The organism is Salinicoccus jeotgali, assembly GCF_055379195.1.
On record NZ_AP043830.1, the window covers coordinates 1,518,892 to 1,542,184 of the forward strand.

Here is a 23,293-nt window from a genome sequence, read left to right on the forward strand (position 1 = left end):
AAAGCCGAAGCATTTAAGCCACGGCTTCTTTTAAGATTTTAACTTCTTTTTCCAACGCTTTGATCCGCTTGTCCTTGTCGCTATCCAATTCAAATAGCGTCTGTATTTTTAAGTCTTTTTCATAGTCGTTTATCGCAAGCAACTTAACGCCTTGCACCGCCCACCACAGCACCTTATTGCCATTGAATCCATCGCCCTCACGCCACTCAGATGGAAATAGATCATAGTTGCTGTTCTCCCTGATGACAATGCCTTGATGAATCAGGTCTTTTTCAGTTCCTTTTTCAGAATCTAGTTTATAAGTGTGGAGCTGTAACTCGGTGCGGAATATTTCGAGAACGTCAAGATTCCACTCTTCAATGCTATTCTTATATCTCTCGTGTGACATTGCACGCCAGTTGGCAAATCTAATATCTCGATAAGCGGTAGAGTCCCCTTCATAAAATCTATTGCTAGTGAATCTTACCTCACTGTTACTTCCAATATAGGAGTTACCGTCATTGTTGAATCCTATCTTTCCGCCCTCTATAAATACACCGTCAGTCCGTAAAGGCATGTAGTAGCTAGTGTTTCCTGCGATAGTTGTGCGTACTTCTCCATCTGTTAAAGTCTGCAAGAACAGATGCCTACTATTACCATGTAGGCTATTCACAACTACTTTATTTACAATAGCTCCATCAGCTCTTAAATTCTGATAGTTCGTGGTTTGACCGTTTAACGTGATACGTAGTTCTCCGCCTGATAACGGTCGAGCGTAAAGGTGTTGCGCCCCTCCCAATGTGGACGCTGAGTTTATGTTCCAAAAATTTGCATATAATCCGCTTGCTCTGATAGGGAGGTACCTGTAACTGTCAACAAAGCCATCTCCCGGAATGTCTGGGTATGGGCTGACACGCACTTCGCCGTTACTCATAGGAGCTAAGTACACGTTGGCATTAGATGTACCGAGCGCAGCACTTGTAACCAATACACTGTCCATACTGAATCTTTTCGAGCCATTACTATTATACATAGAAATGCCGTCAATATTCATATCCATCTTCGCATTATCGTCTCGGGTAATTGTCATGAACCCGCCCTCAATATTCAGTTCGTGCGCTCCATTTCGTGAGTAAATGCGACGTGCCGACAGGTCTAAGGCGTTTAAATTACTAATAAACGCACTCTTAGCAGTAAGACTGTTAATGAACCCAACATCAGATGTGAACCGATTAAATAACGCTGTATCAACTTTCAGCCAATCTGACTCAATCATGTTCGCACCAAACCACTCAGATGTAGCTGATGCAAAATTCGCTTTAGCTGCGTCAATGGACATGGTATTAATTTCGTTGATAAACGCTGTATCAGCGACCAACTTATTGACCAATGCGGCGTTGACCTTCAGCTTATCCGCATCTACCGATTCAGTAGCCAAGTGTTTGTTTTTGATAAACTGCAAGTCTGCTGTTCCTGCGACGATATCCCCAAAGTTTGCTTTAGCGGCTTCAACGGAGAGTGCTTTGACATCATCAGCAAAGACTGTGTTTGCAGTCAACTTGTTTACAAGTGCCGTATTAACAAGCAACTTATCTGCGGAAACCACTTCCGAATCGAGCATCGCGTTCTTAATAACACCCGTAGTCAGGTAATCAATCGTTGCTGATGCAAAGTCTGCTTTGACCGACTCAATGCTCCATGACTTGATCTGGTTCTGCACGGTGATGTTGTTCGAGAAATCCACATTGTTTGCAATCATCGACATGCCGGTAGCATCCCCGACAATGGCTGTCGCAAAGTCTTCACCGCCGACGTGTGTGGTTCCTAGCAGGAAGCCATCTGATTGCAGCTTGAAATCTGTGAACTGGATTGTATCTTCTAGTGCGGGTGTCCAGTCTGTGGCCTTGTTGCCTTTTTCGAGTTTTAAATAAGGTTCTTTAACAGAACCACTACCGAAATCTAGGTACACAAATATGAATTCTCCTACCGAACCAGTTGTAAAAGTCCTATTAATTTTTGAACCCTCAACTGTGTTTATATACCCTATTACTGTAGAGATATTAGGAGAAGGTTTTGAGATATCCCCATTCGGTAAATCACCTTGATATATACCAAATCTATTAGACTCAGTTACAGTATAACTAATCGTATAAGTCGTATTTGGTTCTACTTTTATTACAGCTGATGTAGCTGAATTGTTTATTGTACCTTGGTTATGAAGATGTTTAGAATAATTAGATTGTTGAAACAAATTCCTTCCACCAATCTCAATCGCATCTATATCCGTCTGCCACACCCTCGTGCGAATCGCATCCGCATTACCATCTATAATAGCACCTTTATCTGCCATCCAACTATCCGCATCATCAATATCTCCTTGCAATGTGACAACCTCAGTCCTAAATCCATCCACATTTGCTTCATATGATGCAACTTGTGACTGTATAGCACTCATGTCATCACCAAAATCAGATTGGTATCGTGCAAAATCCGCTTTCAATCCATCTGCCGTAGCTTGAAATTCACCAATTGCTCGGTCATTTTTATCTACCCTTGTCATCGTTGCGCCGATTAAATCTGCATTTGCAATGATGTCAACTTTTGCAGTAGATATATCTGATTCAGTTTCTGATACTCTACTGATGACACGTTCTAATCCCTCTGCTGTTTCTCTCGATTCATTAGTGACTGATGTAATTAAATCATCCTGTTCACTGTTATGCGTGAGGATTCTACTGACTTCTTCTGCTGTTGATGTCGCTTGATTGCTCCACTGTTCAATATCATCATCATGCAATTGAGTTTTATCTTGTAACAATCCGATAGATTCTGCATTGGCATCTAACGTTGTACCATACTCTGTGATTTTATTCTGGATAGGTTCGATTTCTGTTCGATTGAGTTTCGCTTCAAGTTGTCCATCAATATATTCGATTTGTTGATTCAACGTTGTGATTTTCGCTTCGGTGTCTTCGGGGGCGGGTTCGTAAGGAGTCGCTTTATTCCCTTGTTCTAATTGTAAATTTCTTATCTCAACTTTATCTCCAAGTAATGCGCCATCTAATGATGATAAAACTAATAAACTTCTTGTTTGTATACCACGTGAGCCACCCTCCACTTTAAGTGTCGAATGTCTTTGCCATCCATCGCTAGGATAAATTGCATTATCTTCGCTATACAATGCTCCGTCAGGCGTTCTTGTGTCGAATCTCAATCGAACACCGTTTTCCACCGTAGTACGAATATCAAAAGACAATATATAAGGTATACCTTTTTGAATTTCTTCAAATATGATGTCAGGCATGCTCATATCGGATTGAATCCAATGATATGCGTTGAATCTAGGGGTGTCCGCTGTTATTTCGGTAACAGACATTTTGTTTTCTTCATCGTAATACCTTTCGGTTACATCTGAATTATCACTTGATTCTAAATAAATGCTTTTACTGCCAACCAGTAAATTCCGCCCACCAACTTCCAATCCATCCAGTTCAGCTTTCGCCGCATCCAACTGTTGTTGAAGGCTCTCCTTCGTCTCACCGAACTCAATACTCCCGACCTTACTCTTCAAGTCACTGATGACTTCCCGGAGATTCTTAGTGACCGTTTCAACATCACCACCGGCCAGCGTTTCAAGCCGTTGCTGTGAGGTCTGCTTATAAGTCTCGAGGTCATCCTGCACAGCGCCCGCCTTTTGAGCGGCATCTGATTCCGCTTGAGAGATGGCGTCTGTCTTCGCTGTACTGATAGCCGATTCAATTTCCGTTCTTTGAGTGGAGATTGAGGTGTTCAGCCTGTTTTCCACATCGTCGGAATAGTCGTTTGCCGCATTTATTGCGCCAGTTCTCACCGTGGATATTTGTCCTTCCAGCGTCGTCTTCTGCTCATTCAGTGCCGTACTCATCCGCTGTTCAGCCGCTTGTGTTTCCGCTTTGGCGTCGATGACGGCTTGCTGATAGGCGTTCTCTATGGCTGTCGTCTGGGCATCATACCGGGCATCAAAGTCATTTTTGAGTTGTGTGATGTAGCTTTGCGTATCACTCTGATTCCGTTTGATCTGAGCAGTAATATTTTGCTGCCGACGGTCAGTCTTGAAATGCTGATAGTCGCCTAAAGTGATTTTACTGAGGTTGTCATCGAGTAGGTTATTCTCTATTTTGTGTATGCGCGCCTTTTTGATGATGTCAGCTTGCTTATAAATCACACCAACACTATCACCAAGGTCATGCGCCCCTACTCTGGCAACATCAGTCTTCCATGTTGCTTTCGGTACACAGTTTTCAAGGAGCCATTGATAGGTTGAATCAGCAAGCAGTTGCTTATTCTCTACATTCTCAAAAATGACTTCTGGCATTACACGAGGATGAATCTCGCCGTTTTCAAAATAGCCATATTCTGCAGTAGCTGATGGAATCTCTATCCAATTTTGCCCGACCGGACTTGTGATGCCATCTTTCGACCATTCGATGTCGCCGAATTCAAGACGTGGACCGAAACCGTCACCAGCTTCTTCACCACGTCCCCGTCCGACTGCTGCGGTATAGACTTCCGATTCGTCTTGCTCTTGCGTCAGGTTCAACAAGTTAGTGCCATAAGCAAATCGCTTACCCGTCCATTTGCCAAGGCGTTTTTTAATGTACAGATCTTTGCTAATGATTTTGCGTCCATCAAATGTCAGGCCGTAGTCAAACTCGACCCCGAATTTCTCGATGATTAAGCTGCGGGCATTGGCAACACTGTCTCGATAAAAGTTGATATCTGCGGTACCCGTTACATCATAGTCTTTTACATACCACCCAATCGGATTGAAAGCGGCATCTGCCACGGGCTTTATATCGTAATCCCTGAAGCGTCTATCATGTATGTTGCCCATTGCCTTGGCTTCATCGAAGAAGATATGCACGCCATCAAATAGCAGTATGCGTTTGTTATCCGCCCTTACTTTTCGAGCGTGGATTTTATACAATTGGAACCGTTTATGTCGGTCATAGTGCCCTGCAAACCATGCCCGTTCTATATTCTTCTTGTGATTGTACTGCGTACCCTCTTTCGTTTCATAAAAAAGAGGAACTTCAACGGACAACTGATACAGTCCATTGAGCTCCACTGTTTGAATTGCGGATAGCAAGTGCTTCTTCGGTATAATCTTCTGTAGCTTTTTCTGTCTGTCGAATAGATAAATCATAGGCTCACACCTCTATACTTGATGGTGATACTTGCAGGCGTCGGTGTGACGACCAGTTGGTCCCCTGTCTTCACTGTGAATTCTTCCATATCGCTTTCTATATTCAAACCGTCCATTGCATCCGTCTCTGTCACATTCTTGGTCAATGTCTGGTCTTCCAAATACAGACGATACACAGAAGAAACGTTCTCATGAGAATAGTTGATATTCAAGTCAGTTGTCGTATTCCTCAAACTCCACTCCTTGATACCTGTATCAAATTTGATTTCGATATAGGGTTGGACAGGTTCAGAAGACTCTATAGAAAGTATTTGAGCGCTAGTATAGTTGATTGTGTGCTCATCCCGATATTTCAATGGATCGTGCCATAGGAAATCCAAGACGAATGACTGTTTTTCAGCTTCATCATCTGGTATCGAGCCACCTTCATACACCACATAGTAGGTTAAGTTCGCTTCATCACTGAATCGGATATGCTTTGCATGCTTCAGCAAGCCATTCAAGGCGCTCAGTTTTTCTTTGAGGACACTTGTATCAACTGCATCGATTTCGACCGTCACACTGATGGTTTTAGACGCCATGCGCTTACTGAGCACCATCAGCCCATCATATCCAGCTGGTGTGGATGTCTGAATGTCGTAACTGTTCAACTGACGGCCAGTGACGTTTGTCGTTTCTACAATGCAGTTGATGTCGCTTAGCGTCTCGTCAATGTTCGTACCTTCTACAATCAACTGATGAGGAGACGGGAGATGTAGCCCTCCCGTTCGTTCTCCTGGCAGTTCAAACTCTATCATTCATACACACCTCCTAGATATGACTCTTCGAGATTGGTGACACGGACAGATTCATCATTGATATCCTCGACAAATCCTCTGTATTCTTTATCACCAAGACTAAACCGGATATTGGCGGACTGTTTGACATCCAGACCATTCTCCAAGTCATGCTTGATTTCCGCATCGCCAATCGCCGTAATGCTATTGTTTAAGTCTTTACCATCCACATCGAATCCAATAGGATCAAACTCTGGCTGGTACGCATTCTGCATCTTATCAGTCATCCTGAGTATTTCATTGACGACTCTTCCAGATTCATTGCCGATACCAATTGCCAAGCCCTGGGCTGTATATTCACCCATTGCCATGGTTACACGGGATGGTGACTTAATTTTCAGTGCGCTCCGGATGGTAGCAGCCGCTCTGTTGGCAATGCCTCTTGCGGTCGCATATACAGACCCTGCCTGACTTTGCAGACCGGCTCTATAGCCGCCCATTGTGTATGCGCCTGCGCTGTAAAAGCCGCCGTAACTGCCCCGGATTGTCGCGATAGACCGTGACATCGTGGACTGAATGCTCGCGACTGCACGGGCACCGCCACTTGTGATGCTACTGACCATAGCGTTCATGCCTGAATTCGTTGCGGCGACCATCTGACTCATACCGGCACTCGTAGCCTGAGACATCGCTTGCATACTGTTTGTACCGGCTACTTGCATCTGTCTGTAACTCTGCGTAGCTGCTTTATTCATACTGGAAGTTTCGGATGTACCTGTGCTGCTGATATCAGCAAAGTTACTGTTTGAATTACTGAGGAGACTGTCGAGTTCAGACATGGAGCCACTACTCATTCCTTCAAACTCACTTAGCACATCACTACTCAATCCGGCCGTTTCGCTACTGCCCGTACTGGCCAAACTTTCGAAGTCGCCGCTCATTATGGCATCCATATTCGCTGTCTCTGCTGTGGAGCCGCTGGACATTTCTTGAATGGCCGCTGTAAAGTCACTGCTCAAGCCAGAGGCTTCTGTTGAGCCTGTACTGTGGAGGCTCTCCATGTCTGCAGAACCCATCTGATTCATGCCGCTGATGTCCTGCGTCGCATGGTCACGCATGTAGCCTGTTTCGCTGGTGACGCCAGTGTTGAGCGCTGCTGCATTCGTTGTACCTGAAGACATCAAGCTCTCGAAATCAAATGCCGAATTACTCGCCATCGCACTGGTATTACTGTTGACACCAGAAGCCATGCTGCTTGTATTGTTCGTAGCATTGGCGCTCATTGTACTTGTGTTCGTGCTGACACTGTTGGCCATCTCAGATGTTTTGGCACTTGTGTCACTGCTTGCAAGACCTAGCGTATCACCGATGAATCCGAATACTTTTCCAACTGTTTCACCAATGGCGCCGAGCACCGTACCGACGGTTTCTCCGATAGAGCCAAATATTTCTTCAGTCGTTGCTCTGATGCCTTCCCATGCTGCTGTCCATTGACCAGTTACCACATTGATAAAGAGCTCAATGATGCCAAGTATCAACGTAACTGCAATTTGCACGACGTTTGAGATCAACGCCCAAGCGACTTCGAAAGCGCCTGTGATGACATGCAGTCCGGCTGTTACAACGGCAATGATGCCACCGAGGACGCCACCGATGATTGTAAGTACTGCAGGGAATACTACGCTCGTAATCTGCATAATCTGCTCACTGTTGTTACTCCAAAACTCGCGAACTTTTCCGAAGATGCTTGAAACAGTATTCCAGATAGCACCAACTACTGTGGAGATAAGGCCCCAAACGGCCTCCCACACCATGCTGGCGACAGCAATGATTGTTTCATGGTTCGCTTGCCAGAACGCAACGACTGCACCGACAATGGTTGAGACGATGTTATATATCGCTGTGACCACTGTAACGATCGTATTGAGTATGATGTCCCACACTCGCATTGCCACATTGACAATTGTTTCATGGTTATTCGTCCAGAAGTTCGCAACTGCAGTAATCACTGTGGAGACGATATCCAAAATGAAGCCAAGCACTGTGAAAATGGTGTTTTTAATGAAATTCCAAGCGTTCACGATAACTGGTACCAGCGTGTCCATCACGTACTGCACAACCGTCAGGACAGCGTTCCATACACCTGTGACTATCGTTAGGATGTTCTGTTGATTCGCATCCCACCAAGCGACCAGCATGCCCCATACGGACATGATGAAGTTACTCACTGCCGTTATGGCGTTGGAGATATGTTCTTTGACTTGGTTCCAGATATTGACGACTCTGTTCCTGAATTCTTCGTTGGTCTGCCATAGCCATATAAATGAGCCGACTAATGTCGCGAATACAGATATCACGGCAAATACTTTCAAAGTCACTGCACTGAATACGCCAGTGAGCGCTTGAATACCGGTCCATATTGCCATTGCAGCTGGCACGGCCATCATAAATACGCCAGCCAATGTTGTAATGACACCGATAAGTAGGCCAACTACCGGATGATTCGCCAGCAACTCTTTCGTAAACTTGAATATTTCATTAGCTACGTTAAGTACAGCTTCACCAAGCGGCGCCATGGCAATACCGAGGTTGACCAGTGTTCCGATGATATTGCCGATTAAATCGACGACTACCGGCCCGGTTCGCTCAATGTACTCGACAAAGTTTTGGAAGGCTCTGTTATTGGATAACTCAGCTGCCCATTCTCTAAAGCGTTGCGTCATACGCTCCAAGCCATCAAATACATGACTGCTGTTTGCGCCGAATGCAGCGAATAGGTCAATGATGCCGAGGAATGTATTGCCAAAGATGCGTCCAATTTTCGGCATGTTCTCCATCACATAATTCGTAAAGTCGTGGAAGCCGTTCGTTTCAGCCATTTTAGCGGCCCAGTTCGCAAACTGCTCGCCTAGGTTATTAAATCCTTGTGCAACCCAATCAATCAATGGCATGGCAGCGTTCATCATGTCGATTAAGCCCTTGCCAAATTGACCGGCCGCTCGCATGATATTTTCGAATACCCGAACGCCTGTTGAATTCAGATTGTCAAAGAACCGTGTCATTGTCGGTGATTTGTCCAAGAAGTTTTGAAACTCCTTTGACATGCCAGAGATGGAATCGACCACTCCGTCAATGAATGGGCGCATCTGCTGCAATGCACTGTTAGCGCCGTTAATCGCATTCGACATGATGTCAAAGGTCGCATCCATATGCGCATCGACTATATCGCTCCATGTGGATTTAATGCCATCTAACGCTGATGTAAATCGTTTTGATGCGTCTGTCGCCCGAAATGCCTCATCGTTGTATCGTTTGAGCACTGTGGCAACAATGCCTCCAAAGGCCAAACCACCTGCGCCAGCTATTGCGAATGCTCCAACCAGTGCCAGGAGGCCCCCTGTGACAGTACCAAGCGCAACGCCCAGTGCCATAACGGCTGACGTCAATCCAGCTATGATCGGAATACCTGCCGCCAGTGATGCGAACAACGCACCTTTAAAGACATTCGCCATGACAGTCGCGACTGACCGGATGTTAGTGGCCAGCTCACCCATTCGCCTGTTAAATGGATCCGTAAAATTCTTCTGTATGGCATGGTACGCACGACGGAAACTGAAATGGTCCACATCTGCTTTTATCTTTCTGGTGACTATCCTCCGTTCAAATGCTTTTGAGAGTGCTTCTGCTTGCAGCAAGCCACGACGGAACTTGGAGATGTTTGCATCCACATCCGTATTGATTTCATCCGGCACTTTATTCGCCTGGGCTGCCGCTTTATTGATGTTCCGCTCGAAGTTACGGATATTCGCATATATGCGCGCTACAAAGCTCTGCACATCATCCATCTGCTCACCCCTTTTTATTTATCTATTTTTATTGACTGTTTTGAGCCATTCGTCCATTTCTGCAACTTGCTTCTTGCGGATATGCTTGCGTCGATGCTTATCCACCCACTTTTCGTACTTAACCTGCTCCTTGTCTTTATCGATGAGCTCACGCTGTTCTTCGATATATCGTTTTTGCGGCTTCACATTGGCGCCGTTGTTCATCCGAGCCATTGCGTTGGCAGTGAACAATCCGTCCTCAAGAGTGTCCAATCGCCGGTGTCTGGCGCCTTTAATTAAATTGCGCCAATACCGGGGTGTCATCTGCCATATTTCGTGTTCTGGAATATAGCCAAGCATGCGCTGGGTGGTGGCAAAGACATAATCCATGTCAATTACTTCATTGCTTCTTCTTCCTTCGCTGGATCCATCACTGCTTCGTACATGTCCACGAGAGACTGAGCGCTCTCCTTGGCCGCCTCTTTCGCTTCTTCCTTCGTCTGGCCATCTTCCGGCTTCGCCTGTTTGTAGCTCTGCCTCACGTTCAGCCAAAACCCCCTGATTTCCTGCTTGAAATAACCAGAGTTTTCTAGGGTTTCGATGGCACCCCGGATGAGCTCGATCGTATCTTCTTTCTCATCGATGATTTCGCCCAACGCTTTTTGAATGTCACCTTTTTTAAAGCGGGTTACATGAGCCGTGGCGCAGTCCCAGAAGTTCAGCAGTGCATCCGTACGGCGTTGCACCAGTCCAAGATAGATGGCATTGATACCGGGCGTTTCGTTGCCGTCCTTGTCTTTCGTCGCATATTCTTTGGCACGCTCTCCGAAAAGGAATGAGCCCTTCGCTTCTACCTGTTGATCTTTGATCACAAGTTCTTTAATGGATTCAGTCATAATGTAATTGCTCCTTTATAGATAAAATAGATAAATAAAAAGGACGAGCGATTGCCCGTCCGGTGTGCTTTATACTCCTGATGATGCGTTATCTCTATTCTCGAGTGAGCCTGTGAATTCACCTGGTGCTTCGAAGTCTATTGCGGCTGTAGATGGATTCAGTACCGCATCCGGTAGCTTCGGCAGTGCACCTTTAGCCGTCTCGACTTTAATAGCCAGTGTGTGCTCGATGGTATCTTCTTCATCGTCAAATGACTTGCTGATTTCAGAAACAACAGAGTAGCCGAATACGGCATCATGTCCATCTACCTGAGCTGCATCAATCGTCACTTCTTTCACGCGTTTGTCAATGAGCCATATCTTAATCTGCTCTTTGTTTCGGATGGCGTCATCTAAGGCTTCTTGCCCTACGTCGCCTTCTACACGATTGGCAGTAAATGTGACTTCTTCAGCATGTGCGCCGTAGTCACGATCTGTTTTACCACCTCTGATTTTATCAACAACCTCATTTGTAATCGTGTGACCGCCTTCTGTAATGTCGCCAACTACTATTCCTTCAGCGCCCAACTCTGAATTGGCAGGCTGTACCAGTACTGCATAATTGTTAGCCATTCACTTCATCTCCTTATTTTTCGTTTCTGTATAACACATGATGTCGGACTGTATAGACCAAGCGCAACACACCATGAGATGTGTACTGGTCAATGTCCGTCATCACCTGCTCATTGCTTAATCTGATTTTCTCGACTTCATAATGCGCCATCGGAATCTTTACACGGGTGTAGAACTTCAGCCACTTCATCAGCTCCCGGCATTCCGGCTTACCGTCTGCATAGACGTGCATCTGTACGGCAATATCCTCACGCATGGATGTGGAAGTTACCTCTTCAGTGACATTCGTCTCACCGATGACGATGTACGGTGTCACGAGTTCCTTCTTCACGCCATCCTCGACACCCTTCACTTTAGCCATCAGAGGCGACTGCAGGACCGTATTGAATAAGCCGTTATATAGTTCCTCATGAGCACTCACCCAGTTCATCCAATCTCCTCCTAACTAAAGTAATTTTTGAAGTATCTTCTCGCGACATCTATGGCAGGGAACCAGAATGGCTGGGCGACCATGCCATAAGTCGTGTACCACTTGCCGTCATCCCCTTTATAGGTCCACGGGATCTTCTTTGCTCTAGAGCCACCAGGGCCTGTAGCGTAGATGCCAGTCCCAAACTCCAGGAAAACTGCCCAATACGTACCAACACTAACTGTCGCTTCCAAGCCGCCGATGTCAGACTGTATGGAGTTCTTTGTCATACCAGTATCGACTGCTACACGACTGCTTGCTTCCGTATCGAGTAATACAGCGGTCTCAGTAACACCTCTTTGAACCTTCTCGATCGTTTCATCGTTGTAGGCTTGCAAAGCTCTTGCTAAATTCTTCATTCGTCCACCTCTTTCAGTGGAATCCGATTGACTTCATGCTGTCCACCCTGGTCTTCGACATCGCCGATGATTTCGTACTCTTTCCCATCATGCATGATGATGTCGGTGTGCTTGGGCTTCACCCTGTACGGCACATAGAGCGCCCGTGTGAGCTGTTTCTGCATATTATGGAAGGTTAGCCTTTCAGATGTAGAAGGCGTGTCCATGAAGCCGTTGACCATAATTACCGTCTCCACGACTTCTTCCTTAAACGGATAGGAGCCAGATTGAATCGTCTTTCGAGTGATGATGCTGATCTCATGTGGGAATTCACTCATGAACATGTGCGCCACCCCAATTCAGCTTACGCAGCGGTTTAATGATCGCATTCAGCTTCTCATCAGTGTCAGCATCATAGCTATAACTGACCGAGCCCATAGAACGGCTAGAGATGCCCTGCTGTTGCGTGAAATCCCGTGCGATGGACTTGGCAATGTATTGCTCCACTTTAAATGGCAGCTGTGGGCTAAATGTCCGATTGCAATACTCTTCTGCCATGCCCTGATAGTGTGGGATAAGCGTTTCGATGTGCATATCTTTTGATGTGTCCGCGATATCCCACTTATTGATTGCTTTTACTTTCGTTGCATCCATTTACTGCACCTCCTATTCCTGGAGTGCTTCGATCAGTTCCGGCTTCTTCATTTCAGAATAGCCTTCGACACCCTTTTCTTTAGCAAGGTCTTTGAGTTCGGATACTTTCATGTCGTCGAGTTGTTGTTTAGGAGAGAGGTCAGACTGTTTCGTCTGCCCCTTCCTTCTGTGTCTGCGTAGCATCATCTATACCAGCCCCCTTAGACGCCTGCTGAAGCGATTTTTACAACACCATTGTCATTCTTGAGGTTGACAGCGTAGAACTCGTTACCTGCAAGCACAACTGTACGTGCGAGGATGTCCGGGTCAACGTTGATTTCAGGTTGTTTCTTGTAGACGATTTCCACAGCGCCTTGCTTTTGGAGGTAGGCTTCTCCAGCTGTGATGCGGTTGGATGTCACGATGGAAGTTACGCCGACAATTTCGGATACTTGACCTTTAGTGAGCGCTCTGTCCTGTACGGAACCGCCAGCGGTGAACAGGCTTTGGATGAGGTCGTAGTAGTCGGATGGATTCATGAAGAGAACATAATCCTCTGCATCTTCATCACCGAAAGTCTTCAGTGCGCCCAGTACGGATTCAACCGTGTTCGGTGCGCCATCGAAGGACTGTGCTGTACCAGCGAGCGCCGCTACATAGTCGATGTCGATTTTGTCCGCCATCGCTTTAGCGAGTTGCGCCTGTGCTTCTGAAAGTGTGCCATCCACATTAGTAAGGATGGCTGTTTCAGTAACCTCTACCGCTTTACCAGCTTCTTTGACAGTGACCTGTGTAGTCGTCATGCTCATTGCTGTCGGGTCCATTGGTACGCCTTCAGTGAGGTCTTCGGCGGCGCCGATGTAAGCATACTTCGGACGAGTGATTGTGTCGCCACCACGGCCTACGAGTGTGTTATCTACGGATGCGAAAGGTGAAAACTTGATTTTGTTAGGCAGTTCTGCGGAAATTGCATCTGCCATTACCTGTGGATTTACTAGGTTTGCAGCTTGTGTTTGAGCCATATTCAATCATCTCCATTAATATTATTTGGTAAATTCGTCGTAAAGCTGTTTGTTATTGTTGTAGAGGTCATTCTTTTCCGTGTAGGACATCTTGTCAAAGTCCTCTTTCGTGATGCTTGGTGCAGGCCCACCCTCTTGTGGTGTCCTGCCTGTCTTCTTCTGCGCTTGGAACAGGTACGGTTTATTCTCTTTGAGTGTGGACAACTTATCATCCAACCCTTTGATAGTACCGTCTTCTGCGACTTCCAAGCCGTCTTTGTCGATGAATGCCAGTACGTCGGATGGATCATTCGCCTCTTTGGCTACTGCCAATTTGATGGCGCTGTCCAGTTGTACTTGCTTCAGTTTGTTTTCGTAGTCTGCGTTAGAAGTTTCGTACTCGTTCAGTTTCTTCTGAAGTTCTTCGTTGTCAGTCGAGTTTTTAAGCTGTTCGATTTGATTATCCCGTTCAGTGATTTCTTCATTCGCTGTATCGAGTTGGGATTGTAGGTCATCTGCTTTACTTGCAGACTCCTTATACTCCCTCACCGTGTCGTGATGCTCATCAATAATCTTCGGGATATGCTCCTCGTCAACGCCTAAATCTCTCAAAAATTGCCTTTTCATATATAAATCAATCCTCACATTTTTTATTAACACTGGTCTAATCCAGCACGAGTTATACACCTTTTAACGCCATGAGTAGTTTGGGCAAAATAAATACGCTTACCCGACTGGATAAACGTTAAGCACGGTGTAGTGCCATCAAGATATTCCCACTCTTATCATCATGGGAGATCACCTCCTCGTTAATGTTTACAACTGAAATTAATCACTTGGCATCACTCCCTTCGGTGGTCTATTTGTCGACTCTTAATCGCATCTGCAATCTCCGTTGTTCTCTCATCGATGGTTGGTTTTCGTCCTTGCTTTTGAGTTCTCGAGCAATCTCCGCTGTATTCTTCTCAACAGCTTGTAGTGACTTGGCAATGTCTTTCAAGTAGCGTTCTGATTTATCCATAATTGACCTCCTAGAACCTTCTTGAATTGCGCTCTTTCTTCCACAGCTTTATCTCACGAATAGTCAGCAAGATGCTCAGTACTGTGAACACAGCATATGCTGTGCCTCTAACAGGGTCTTCCGTGCCGAAATGTGCAATGGAGAAAAGAATTGATGTTAAACCAAAGAATGCGAATATGGCTATGTTTAACCCCTTAACACTTCCCATGCTGACTACCTCCTTACAATCATTAGAGCACCTGTAAATGGGTTCTTGATAACATATACATTCGGTCTTATCTGTTTTAAATCGACTGAGATGTTCATTCGACCAGCTCATATGTCGCATGGAAGATGTCGGGTTTGCAAGGATAGAATCGTCTATTTTCCGTGGGACTCGGTTCTTTGATAATATAATCGCCTTCGCAAGCGGTCATAATACCTTCTCGCGTCCTTATTTTTAAAACAGGCTTGCCGTCTTCGTATGTTGCATTGAGGCTTATATAAGGGTCGTAATACATCCACATGAATACTCTATCTTTGTCTTTATCGGTGAACTTCATGGCCTCAACCTCCACTGGTTTCTTTCTGTACTTTGCCATCAGTCATCCACTCCTTTAGATTTAGCCCACTCTTCATACGTTTGATAAGGTATCAGGCTTGTACTACCATCATCATTCCTTGCCCGTCTGACAGAGGGTAACTGTCCATTGACCTTATATAACTTCTTACATCTGCAATTGATATTCTGCTTGGCACTGTCCACACCTACCAGATTCCCGGGAGACGGTCCAACGGATAAGCCGACTTTAAACATGCCGGTCTCATTTTCTGACTTGCCGTCCATCTTCTGGTGCGATGCTCGGGTTCTGCGGTCAAGCGTTGCATCCCAGTAGCCTTTGATACGAGCGCCGAAGGAACGCGCTTTATCTGCTGCATCATCTGCGGATTGCGTTTGTGCCCGATGACCTTCTGTACGTGCCACCATTCGAGCCTGTCGCATGCTCAGTCCGACATCCTGGTTGATGCGGTTTGCTATCTGGTTGTAGCTATTGCCTGCCAGGATGCCCTCTCCAATATGCCCCTGGAGCTTCTGAATGACCTGTTTACGATGTCTTTGAAACGTCGGTGCCAGCTTAATCAATTCGATCGGCTGCTCCAGTGCTTTCTTAATCTGCTCAGTCGATGGCACCGTAAAACTCATCTGAATACCACTAGAATACTCGAATAGATACATATGGCGCATATAGTTGTCCAAGTAAATCTTTGTCTGACTGAACACAATCAGGTTGACGATTTCGCTGTAGTCATCCTGCAGAAGCTCTTCAATGCGCTGCAGCTCCTTTTTGAATCGGTTGTACTTGTTGAATTCCGTCCAAGTAATATGCGGATCATCGTGTTGATACTTATCCAACATTTCAGCGAAAGACTGTTTGATGTGTTTCAGACGGGCAGCTAGTATCTTCTCAGCTTCGTGTTCAGCTTCGGCAATGAGTTTGTCGATATGCTTATCGATGTCATTCTGGTTCTGGACCATCGCCCTCACCGCCCATCACGATACCCTCCGTGTCCTTGCGTTCCTTCTCCTTTTCTACATCATCCACCCAAGGATGGTGCGTCAGGACTGTTTCCTCGGATAGATAAGACTGAGATGTCGATGCAATCTCTGACTGTTCTTTTTCATTGACCATACGGTTGTAGTTGAATGTGACATCCACTTCTTCAGCAAGGTTGCTGTCAATGCCTTCATACTCGAATATGAACCACAGGAGCTGTTTGATGGCCGGGATGGTCTTCCGTGCCAACTGTTTGGCTTTAAGATCTAGGCCGGTATATAAGAAACGTAGTGCAATACCTGAAGGACTGTTGCCGAGTTCGTTTCGGTTGAAATCCACGCCTCTGCCATAGTCATAAATATAGCCGCGCAGTTTATCCAGCCATTCATTAGAAGATGTCACGGGCACCTCTACGCGTATTGTTTCAACGCCGCCTTCACTGTCCACGTTGATGGCTTTGTAGTACTTCAGGTTCTTCATAAACTCCGATAAGTCTGTGCCTTCATAACCTTTAAGAATGTAGATAAGCTCAGTCGATTCATCAAACATGTTCTGTGTGTCAGAGGACCGTCGGTTCATTGCATCAATAAATGTCTTATAGCGCCATATATCGCTTGTGGAGTCACTGTTGTTCTTGAATGGTATAAACGGTACTCTGCCCCAACTCTCACCATCTAGATGCGTTGTTGGGTTGTCCTCGTTCATGCCATGATACCAGGCAAGCTCCAAGCCACTATCTACATAGAGATAGTAAGTCACATCATCAGCCGTCCAGTACTCGACCCGGTATTCATTCCTCACCGTGTAATGACGGATGACAGCATTAAGCACACGCTGCTTGCGGTCTTGCCAAATGGGGATAATCTGCTCAGCTGGAATCTCCAGCATCTTGAAGTCACCTTCTTCATCCACGTATGGATGCACCCACTCAACCCCTTTATTAGAAGCAGCAGTGAGAATGTCGTTTAGGTCATCATCAAAATCATAGTCAAGATGCTTCTCAATGGTTGCCATGACCGTTTCGTCTTTATGTTGATAGTTGGGGGACTCTCCTGCGATGTAGCCCACTTTCTGGTCTACCAGATTAGCATGGGGATTGTGGTCGAACCGCCAGTCCGGCTTTAAGGGATCAAAGTTCCCTTCATGGTCTGTGGGTTTTTGCTCATCTATGATATCCGGATGGTTATCGTAGTACCGTTGGCCCGTTCGATAGATTTCAATATTTGATGCGTTTTCTTTAATAAGACGAATAATCATTTCTTCTTGTGTTTCTTCAGATGGCTTGACACTGTCTGTCAGCACCTCACCATGCGGTTTTGTGAATGGATCCATGGGAAGCCCCCTTTATTTGAGTATTGATAATGATGATTGCTTCATATCGCGTTCCATTGCATAGCGTAACTGGTCGATTGTGTGGTTATCGACATCCTGGAGCCTCGGCAAAACATTGCCGTCTTTGTCTGTTTGATAATCTATATTTTCAAATTCATACGCTGTCTTTGGCGTCCGTTTAGGATCAATCACGATTGCATCCAAATCATCCAACCACTTTTCACCAAACTCAACAGAACCAGGACCTTTCTTCGAGCCTTTCACTCTTAATCCGTATGATTTTACTTCATCCACTGATTTTGGCTCTGCACCATCGGCAGTAATTGATTCATCATCATATCCTTTACTTTTAATTCTTTGAGCAGCTGCTCTGTTGCTTAACTTCACTTCATGTATTTCTGCAATGGCGTATATCGTTCTGCGCTTCTTATCGTAATGCCACCGTCCAAAGCTGAATGGATCTGAAGCATAGCCCCAGTCAATGCCTTGTCGAATATTGTCGAACATTGCAACCTCTTCATCGGTAATGGTCCTGAATTGCAGATTGTCGAATGGCACGACACCAGAGCCGATGGCTTCGCCTAAGTATTCATGTCTGTATTTACGTTCATTTCTTGCCTTGGTTGCCTCTGCTTCTTCAACAAACTGCTTAGAGATGAATGGGTTGTCCAGGTATGTTGAGTGATGCACGAATGTGTTATCTGCGATGAATGCTGATTCATACTTCTTATTCACCCAGGATTGCTTACGCTTTGGCGGGTTATACGAATAGAAAAATTTATAAAAAAGACCATCTTCCAGTTCTCCTCTTAACAGGGAGTTGGTGATGGTCGTGACTTCATCTTCAGTTAGGAATTCGGCCAGTTCTTCAATCCAAGCGATTGCAAATGGGAATTCAGCACTCTTCAAGGATTTGATGCGCTCCGGCTCTTTTGCCCCTCTGAAGACCATATAGTTTCCACGCGGCAGATATGTGACTCTCATGGGGGATTTATTGACCTTGAACAGATGACTCACTTTCTGTTCTGATATCGCCCACTTGATTTGTTCGAAGATGGAAAGCTCAATGGTGTTATCTATCTTACGGATGCCAACAGCGTTCACTGGATAGCGCATAAGCATCTGTACGATGATATGAGCGATGTCTGATGACTTGCCGGAGCCCCTGCCCCCCTTGCAGACGACGTTGAGGATGTTTGGATTCTTCGCTGTTTTCCACACCGGATGAAAAGCTGTAGGCAGTAGCTCTGATATCTTAATCGCAGTTGTCATTCCACATCATCCACAAACTGAACGGCGCCGGTGTGTTCGACTTCTTGCTTGTCCGTCCAGAGCTTGTAGCGCTTGCCTAATAGCTCAGCCGCCTTAGTACGTTGTGAAGTATCAGATCGTCGCTCATGGCGCTGCACTTCGCTTTCAAAATCACCTAGCGGAACAACCATCAACTCCTCATCCTCAACTTGCCCACGCATGACAGAGGTGAGATACTCCATGACCTCCTGCTGATCTGCAACGGCTTTGCTTTGCAATTCGGCCAAACGCTCGTCAATATAAGCTTTTATACTATCATTTTCTAACAACTTACTCGCATTCGTCTTTGCATAATTCTCGCTATATCCAGCATTGATCGCCGATTTGAAGACATTCGCATGTATAACATATTCATCAGCAAAGCGCTGCTGCTTCAGTGTCATTTTCCTTTTAGCCACTTCATATCTCACCTACTTTCTCTATTTATGTATTGTCTTGCTCAAAACCAGCGCTGATTGCCACCTGTATTTGTGGATTCTCTATATGGATCAGCACCAGTTTTCAGCAAACATTGAAAAAAGCCACCCACGTTTGTGAGCAGCTTTCTAACTATGGAGGTCTGTCGTTGAGCGGTGTGAGTGGGCCGTCCGCTCCTACCCACAGTTTACACTTTGCACATGCGACTCCCCAAATTAATTATTTTTGTTATTTTCGTTATTTTTGTTATTTGTCTGTAAGTATTTCTGCGCACTCTTCCAGTAGCTGCATTACCTTATTTGGCGACAAGTTAACTATTTTCGATATCTCCTTGATACTCGTGCCGTTTAAGCGATGATGCAGGACGATGGCTTGTGGTTCGTTTATAATCCAGTCCAGACGATTTTGAATGTACTGCACCTTCTCCTTGTAACGGTCAATCATCCGGTCTTGCTTGATACGCCTGTCCACTTCAAACAGTATCGGTTCACTTGCGCCGCCTACGGCTTTTGGCATTCCTGCTTCATCCCCGTATTGAGAGACGAGCCCGGAGCTCGATAATTCCTGGTGTGCGCGTAGCAGCTGGTCAATCGTGTTGATGTTTTTGTTGTACTCGTTTATCAGCACAAGCACCTCGTCTTTTGTCGGTTCAATCAGTCGCATAATTAAAACTCGCTCCCCGTTTTATAGTTTGTCTATCACTATGAGCACATGGTCAGTGTCCCCATATTGTTTCCTTACGTTAAGCTCTACAATTTGTGAATCATCCTTGTATACCGTTTCATTCAGTGCATCCAGTATGCCTTTGGCCAAGTTATCCAGGTCTGGCTTTTTCTGATACACCAGCGAACCGTCTTCTATGGCCTTTAACTTCTTTTTGGTGTAAGACTTAGGCGGAGTAAAAACGAATGTCAGATGAACGGTTATAGGACACTCAGCAATGGTCAGTCGCTGTCTATTCATGTAGCTCTTGGCTGTCAGTTTCACTAAACGCTTGTATGTTCTGCTTCGCCTAGAATTGACTGCCTTTGATTTACCCGAAGCAGCCTGATACACACGCGGTCTTGGCTGTGGTACTGGTTTGCCCTCTACTTTAAATTCAATCATTATCACGCTCCAGTATCTCTTTCACTTGCTGCAGTATGTCTTTAGAGGTCTGTTTCTTTGATGAATGTGCCATTAATCGTCTTACCTTTCCGTCCTTTAATCTCGTCGTATGCGTACTGCAAGCACTCCTCCAACGTCATACCGTGCTGTTGAGCCAATATAATCAGTGTGACCACCGTGTCGCCTATGCCGTCCTTTAGTGCTTCTGTGTTGCCTCTTGATAATGCAGCAGCCACTTCTCCGGCTTCCTCATAGAATTTAAGCGCTTGTCTGTCTGAGTTACCTTCGTGTAAGTTTTTGTCTTTGCTCCACTGTTCTACTTGCTGTATTAGTTGATTCATTTATTTAATCTCCTCCAGTACATGTATTTCGTTCGCTTGAATATCAGTTGCAGACTGACCGTAATTTGTCATGATGCATAGTTGCTTATGATCTAGGTAAAAGAATGATTCATACAATCCTTCTGGCGCTGAACCATTGACTGCAAATACAGCAAGCGTGTGAAAGCCATCAGTGAATGTGCCTCTATACTCCAGGAAGTCACTTTCATTCAGATGAATGCTCCTCGCTTTTCTGTCCGCCTTACCGATTAGTGTGATTCGATCACCTGGCATAATGACTTTATCTGCAATATGCAGGAAGTCTTCTCTGATGTCGTCCTGGCCTAATCTAATGAAATTGGCATTTACGGTCATGAAGAAGTCTTTACTTCCGAAATCGCTGACGGCTGCTTTCATTCCAATTCCTCGCTTTCGTACTGCCAAATAATATCCATGATTTGATTCCTTAACAGATGTGGTCTATCGACGTACTTTAAATTCTTAGGTTCTAATTCGACGATTTCATCAAACGCCTTAGCTTTGCGAAGAGCCGTCTTCAAATCGTTGTACTCGTCACGCTCGTCTCGGATAGGGTTTCTTCGCTCGAAACGCTCTTCGTAATACTTAACCGCCTTTTCCAAGTAAGGATATTCATGCTCACTCATTCCTTCTCCTCCTCCATCATTTTTCAAGCTCATTGATTTTCTTATAAAAAGCGAAAGATGTTATGAACAGAAATGCATTCAGCCCAACCGATACGACAAGCAGTCCAATAGTTGTTGCTAATAAAATAGTCATCATTTCCTCAACCTCCCAATCCAATTTACAGCTAAATCGATAATCACCATCAACGTTGCAATAATCAGCAGTATGAATGCTGTGTAGCCGAGCAATACGAGTCCTGTCATCTAACCCTCTCCCTTCTCTTACCGCCATCCCAATTGGCATCCGATCGAGCAGCCGCTTTAGTGTAGCTGCATTTTAGGCGTTTATTTTCCTCGCCCAACTTATTGACCAACGCTGTCAGCTCTCGTTTTTCTCTCTGGAGCTGTGCCACTTGCTTGCCTGCTTTTATAGCCAAATGCGTTTTCTCGATAAGTAGTTCATGGTATTTCTTGCGCCACTTATTTTTTAGTAGGTTTTCCCGTCGTATCGTTGTTGCTTGTGCATCGAGCCGTTCTCCACATGTACCATTGCAGTGATGATTGTAATGCATTAAATCAGCTCCTTATATATAGTCAAATAGCGTAGCCTGTCGCGCGTTTTCTTCATTTTGGACACTTAGGTCGGGCAAACTGCTTTCAACGCCCTGTGGCGTCTTCTCGCTGAAGCTGTGCTGTTTTATAAAGCTTCGATACTCTACATACGTTAATTCCATATCCTCCGTCAGGACTGTTTGGTACATATGCTTAATGACTGCGACATGATCTGCCTTAGGAATGGCTGTGGCAAACCTTTCGCCGTCCTGGTACAAATGACGGAGGTTGAGGAAGTAGCTCATACGTTACAGCCTCCTTAACTTCATTAATTCTTTATGCATTTCAAGGTTTTCATCACTCAGTTCTCGCGCCCATTCTTTCCACGCTTTAGCCGCTTGTATCTGTGCGATCAATGTACCAACCAAGCCGCCTATAATTGCCATTAAAATCATGATGGTTGCACTCATGTCATCACTCCCCTTAGATATACACTTTATATTGATTCTTACCGTACTCTTTCATTTTGACCTGGTCCGCACGCTTTAAGTCCGTGTTGTAGACCTTGACAATCGTCTCAATGATCTTTGGCACAGTGTTCAGCAACTTTAATTCATCTTCTGTTACGTTGACCGCAGTAACCAGCCGCTTTGTATCGACACCTGCGTCATACAAACGCTTCAAAGCCGAGATTATCTTGCCGGTCGGCGCTTCCATCCTCATACGCAGCACCACCTCATCAGTAAAGCTATACGCATCTGTTTCGTGAGTAACTACGAACACGCCATGCTGGATAATCTTTGCAGATGACTTGATTCTTGAATCTGCGCTTTTACCGAGAATGCGCATCGCTTGGACCACTGGCATACCACTGTACTCTTTAAACTCGTTCAGTTTGGCATAGTGTTCATTGCCGCGTTTGATGTGATACTCGATATGCTGTGGCGTCGTCCACTTGCTGACGTCGGTATTCGCACGTTGTATGGCATTCTCTTTCATGTCTCTCTGAATGATGAAGGTAACGGGCTCGTCCAGCTCTTTATGTGCCATCAACCGGTGCTGACCATCCATTACTTCCATATGTTCGTTGACGATGATTGGCGGCATCTCATATCCGTCTTTGATATTCTTGACCAGCGCCTTTACATGGTTCGCTGAAATCCCTCTATTCTCTTCCATGAAGCTGAAGTCGTCGTACTGATCGGTTTCGTATACGCTGTAGGCAACTTTATACTTGTCTGTTACAGTCATTATCTCCACTCCTTAAACATTGAATGAAAGCAATCCATCCAGTAATCAGATAGCCGCAACGGCTTATGCTCCACTGGTCGATGGATATAA

The 23,293-nt window shown here is 45.4% G+C and carries 29 protein-coding genes; all 29 read right to left on the minus strand.

Translation table 11 applies throughout. From position 1 onward, the window contains the following. Nucleotides 1-13 precede the first annotated feature (13 nt). The 29 genes from ACZ43I_RS07665 to ACZ43I_RS07805 all read right to left on the minus strand — a co-directional run bounded on the left by ACZ43I_RS07665 (nt 14) and on the right by ACZ43I_RS07805 (nt 23,203). Nucleotides 14-5,164, minus strand: a complete 5,151-nt coding sequence (locus ACZ43I_RS07665) for a phage tail spike protein (protein ID WP_344702352.1) — start codon at nt 5,162-5,164, stop codon at nt 14-16. Next, complete coding sequence (locus ACZ43I_RS07670) at nt 5,161-5,961, minus strand: distal tail protein Dit (RefSeq protein WP_344702350.1); 801 nt, start codon at nt 5,959-5,961, stop codon at nt 5,161-5,163. Before ACZ43I_RS07670 ends, ACZ43I_RS07665 begins: the two co-directional genes overlap by 4 nt. After that, on the minus strand, nt 5,958-9,785 hold the full coding sequence (locus tag ACZ43I_RS07675; protein ID WP_344702348.1) for a hypothetical protein: 3,828 nt from the start codon (nt 9,783-9,785) through the stop codon (nt 5,958-5,960). Before ACZ43I_RS07675 ends, ACZ43I_RS07670 begins: the two co-directional genes overlap by 4 nt. A gap of 18 nt (nt 9,786-9,803) precedes the next feature. Then, complete coding sequence (locus ACZ43I_RS07680) at nt 9,804-10,154, minus strand: hypothetical protein (RefSeq protein WP_344702347.1); 351 nt, start codon at nt 10,152-10,154, stop codon at nt 9,804-9,806. A 5-nt stretch (nt 10,155-10,159) separates the two neighbouring features. Then, nucleotides 10,160-10,660 carry a tail assembly chaperone gene (locus ACZ43I_RS07685; RefSeq protein WP_344702345.1) on the minus strand — a complete coding sequence of 167 codons (501 nt, stop codon included), beginning with the start codon at nt 10,658-10,660 and terminating at the stop codon, nt 10,160-10,162. A gap of 69 nt (nt 10,661-10,729) precedes the next feature. After that, entirely contained in the window at nt 10,730-11,272 is a 543-nt protein-coding gene (locus ACZ43I_RS07690; RefSeq protein ID WP_344702343.1) for a phage tail protein, read from the minus strand. A 13-nt stretch (nt 11,273-11,285) separates the two neighbouring features. After that, nucleotides 11,286-11,702, minus strand: coding sequence for a tail completion protein gp17 (gene gp17, locus ACZ43I_RS07695; RefSeq protein ID WP_344702341.1), 417 nt, complete (start codon nt 11,700-11,702; stop codon nt 11,286-11,288). An 11-nt stretch (nt 11,703-11,713) separates the two neighbouring features. Further along, on the minus strand, nt 11,714-12,100 hold the full coding sequence (locus ACZ43I_RS07700; RefSeq protein WP_344702339.1) for an HK97 gp10 family phage protein: 387 nt from the start codon (nt 12,098-12,100) through the stop codon (nt 11,714-11,716). Next, nucleotides 12,097-12,417, minus strand: a complete 321-nt coding sequence (locus ACZ43I_RS07705) for a phage head closure protein (RefSeq protein ID WP_344702337.1) — start codon at nt 12,415-12,417, stop codon at nt 12,097-12,099. The genes ACZ43I_RS07700 and ACZ43I_RS07705 overlap by 4 nt, the downstream gene beginning before the upstream one ends. Further along, nucleotides 12,410-12,733 (minus strand): phage head-tail connector protein, encoded by a 324-nt coding sequence (locus ACZ43I_RS07710; RefSeq protein ID WP_344702335.1) that lies wholly within the window; start codon nt 12,731-12,733, stop codon nt 12,410-12,412. The genes ACZ43I_RS07705 and ACZ43I_RS07710 overlap by 8 nt, the downstream gene beginning before the upstream one ends. 12 nt (nt 12,734-12,745) lie before the next feature. Next, on the minus strand, nt 12,746-12,919 hold the full coding sequence (locus ACZ43I_RS07715; RefSeq protein ID WP_344702333.1) for a Rho termination factor N-terminal domain-containing protein: 174 nt from the start codon (nt 12,917-12,919) through the stop codon (nt 12,746-12,748). 14 nt (nt 12,920-12,933) lie between these two features. Next, on the minus strand, nt 12,934-13,734 hold the full coding sequence (locus ACZ43I_RS07720; RefSeq protein WP_344702331.1) for a N4-gp56 family major capsid protein: 801 nt from the start codon (nt 13,732-13,734) through the stop codon (nt 12,934-12,936). Between the two features lie 21 nt (nt 13,735-13,755). Beyond that, entirely contained in the window at nt 13,756-14,340 is a 585-nt protein-coding gene (locus ACZ43I_RS07725; RefSeq protein ID WP_344702329.1) for a phage scaffolding protein, read from the minus strand. 232 nt (nt 14,341-14,572) lie between these two features. Continuing rightward, nucleotides 14,573-14,734 carry a hypothetical protein gene (locus ACZ43I_RS07730; protein ID WP_464761413.1) on the minus strand — a complete coding sequence of 54 codons (162 nt, stop codon included), beginning with the start codon at nt 14,732-14,734 and terminating at the stop codon, nt 14,573-14,575. 10 nt (nt 14,735-14,744) lie between these two features. Continuing rightward, a complete protein-coding gene (locus ACZ43I_RS07735) occupies nt 14,745-14,942 on the minus strand; it encodes a hypothetical protein (protein ID WP_344702326.1) in 198 nt (65 codons plus the stop codon). A gap of 94 nt (nt 14,943-15,036) precedes the next feature. Continuing rightward, complete coding sequence (locus tag ACZ43I_RS07740; protein WP_344702324.1) at nt 15,037-15,315, minus strand: hypothetical protein; 279 nt, start codon at nt 15,313-15,315, stop codon at nt 15,037-15,039. Next, nucleotides 15,315-16,250, minus strand: a complete 936-nt coding sequence (locus ACZ43I_RS07745) for a phage minor head protein (RefSeq protein ID WP_344702322.1) — start codon at nt 16,248-16,250, stop codon at nt 15,315-15,317. The genes ACZ43I_RS07740 and ACZ43I_RS07745 overlap by 1 nt, the downstream gene beginning before the upstream one ends. Beyond that, complete coding sequence (locus tag ACZ43I_RS07750) at nt 16,231-17,601, minus strand: phage portal protein (protein ID WP_344702320.1); 1,371 nt, start codon at nt 17,599-17,601, stop codon at nt 16,231-16,233. Before ACZ43I_RS07750 ends, ACZ43I_RS07745 begins: the two co-directional genes overlap by 20 nt. Before the next feature lie 12 nt (nt 17,602-17,613). Next, the gene (locus tag ACZ43I_RS07755; protein ID WP_344702318.1) at nt 17,614-18,873 is read right to left on the minus strand and encodes a PBSX family phage terminase large subunit; all 1,260 of its coding nucleotides are present in this window, start codon (nt 18,871-18,873) and stop codon (nt 17,614-17,616) included. Further along, nucleotides 18,870-19,295: a terminase small subunit gene (locus ACZ43I_RS07760; protein ID WP_344702439.1), complete on the minus strand. Its 426-nt coding sequence runs from the start codon at nt 19,293-19,295 to the stop codon at nt 18,870-18,872. Before ACZ43I_RS07760 ends, ACZ43I_RS07755 begins: the two co-directional genes overlap by 4 nt. 280 nt (nt 19,296-19,575) lie before the next feature. Continuing rightward, nucleotides 19,576-19,992 (minus strand): hypothetical protein, encoded by a 417-nt coding sequence (locus tag ACZ43I_RS07765; protein WP_344702317.1) that lies wholly within the window; start codon nt 19,990-19,992, stop codon nt 19,576-19,578. 21 nt (nt 19,993-20,013) lie between these two features. After that, nucleotides 20,014-20,436: a RusA family crossover junction endodeoxyribonuclease gene (locus tag ACZ43I_RS07770; protein WP_344702315.1), complete on the minus strand. Its 423-nt coding sequence runs from the start codon at nt 20,434-20,436 to the stop codon at nt 20,014-20,016. 41 nt (nt 20,437-20,477) lie between these two features. Beyond that, a complete protein-coding gene (locus ACZ43I_RS07775; RefSeq protein WP_344702313.1) occupies nt 20,478-20,777 on the minus strand; it encodes a MazG-like family protein in 300 nt (99 codons plus the stop codon). After that, nucleotides 20,778-21,173 carry a hypothetical protein gene (locus tag ACZ43I_RS07780; protein WP_344702311.1) on the minus strand — a complete coding sequence of 132 codons (396 nt, stop codon included), beginning with the start codon at nt 21,171-21,173 and terminating at the stop codon, nt 20,778-20,780. It lies immediately after the preceding gene. Next, nucleotides 21,170-21,421, minus strand: coding sequence for a hypothetical protein (locus ACZ43I_RS07785; protein WP_344702310.1), 252 nt, complete (start codon nt 21,419-21,421; stop codon nt 21,170-21,172). The genes ACZ43I_RS07780 and ACZ43I_RS07785 overlap by 4 nt, the downstream gene beginning before the upstream one ends. A 239-nt stretch (nt 21,422-21,660) precedes the next feature. After that, on the minus strand, nt 21,661-21,972 hold the full coding sequence (locus ACZ43I_RS07790) for a hypothetical protein (RefSeq protein ID WP_344702309.1): 312 nt from the start codon (nt 21,970-21,972) through the stop codon (nt 21,661-21,663). Between the two features lie 12 nt (nt 21,973-21,984). Next, the gene (locus ACZ43I_RS07795; RefSeq protein ID WP_344702308.1) at nt 21,985-22,257 is read right to left on the minus strand and encodes a hypothetical protein; all 273 of its coding nucleotides are present in this window, start codon (nt 22,255-22,257) and stop codon (nt 21,985-21,987) included. A 3-nt stretch (nt 22,258-22,260) separates the two neighbouring features. Then, nucleotides 22,261-22,422 (minus strand): hypothetical protein, encoded by a 162-nt coding sequence (locus ACZ43I_RS07800; RefSeq protein ID WP_344702306.1) that lies wholly within the window; start codon nt 22,420-22,422, stop codon nt 22,261-22,263. Between the two features lie 13 nt (nt 22,423-22,435). Beyond that, nucleotides 22,436-23,203, minus strand: coding sequence for a ParB/RepB/Spo0J family partition protein (locus tag ACZ43I_RS07805; protein WP_344702304.1), 768 nt, complete (start codon nt 23,201-23,203; stop codon nt 22,436-22,438). Nucleotides 23,204-23,293: the final 90 nt, after the last annotated feature.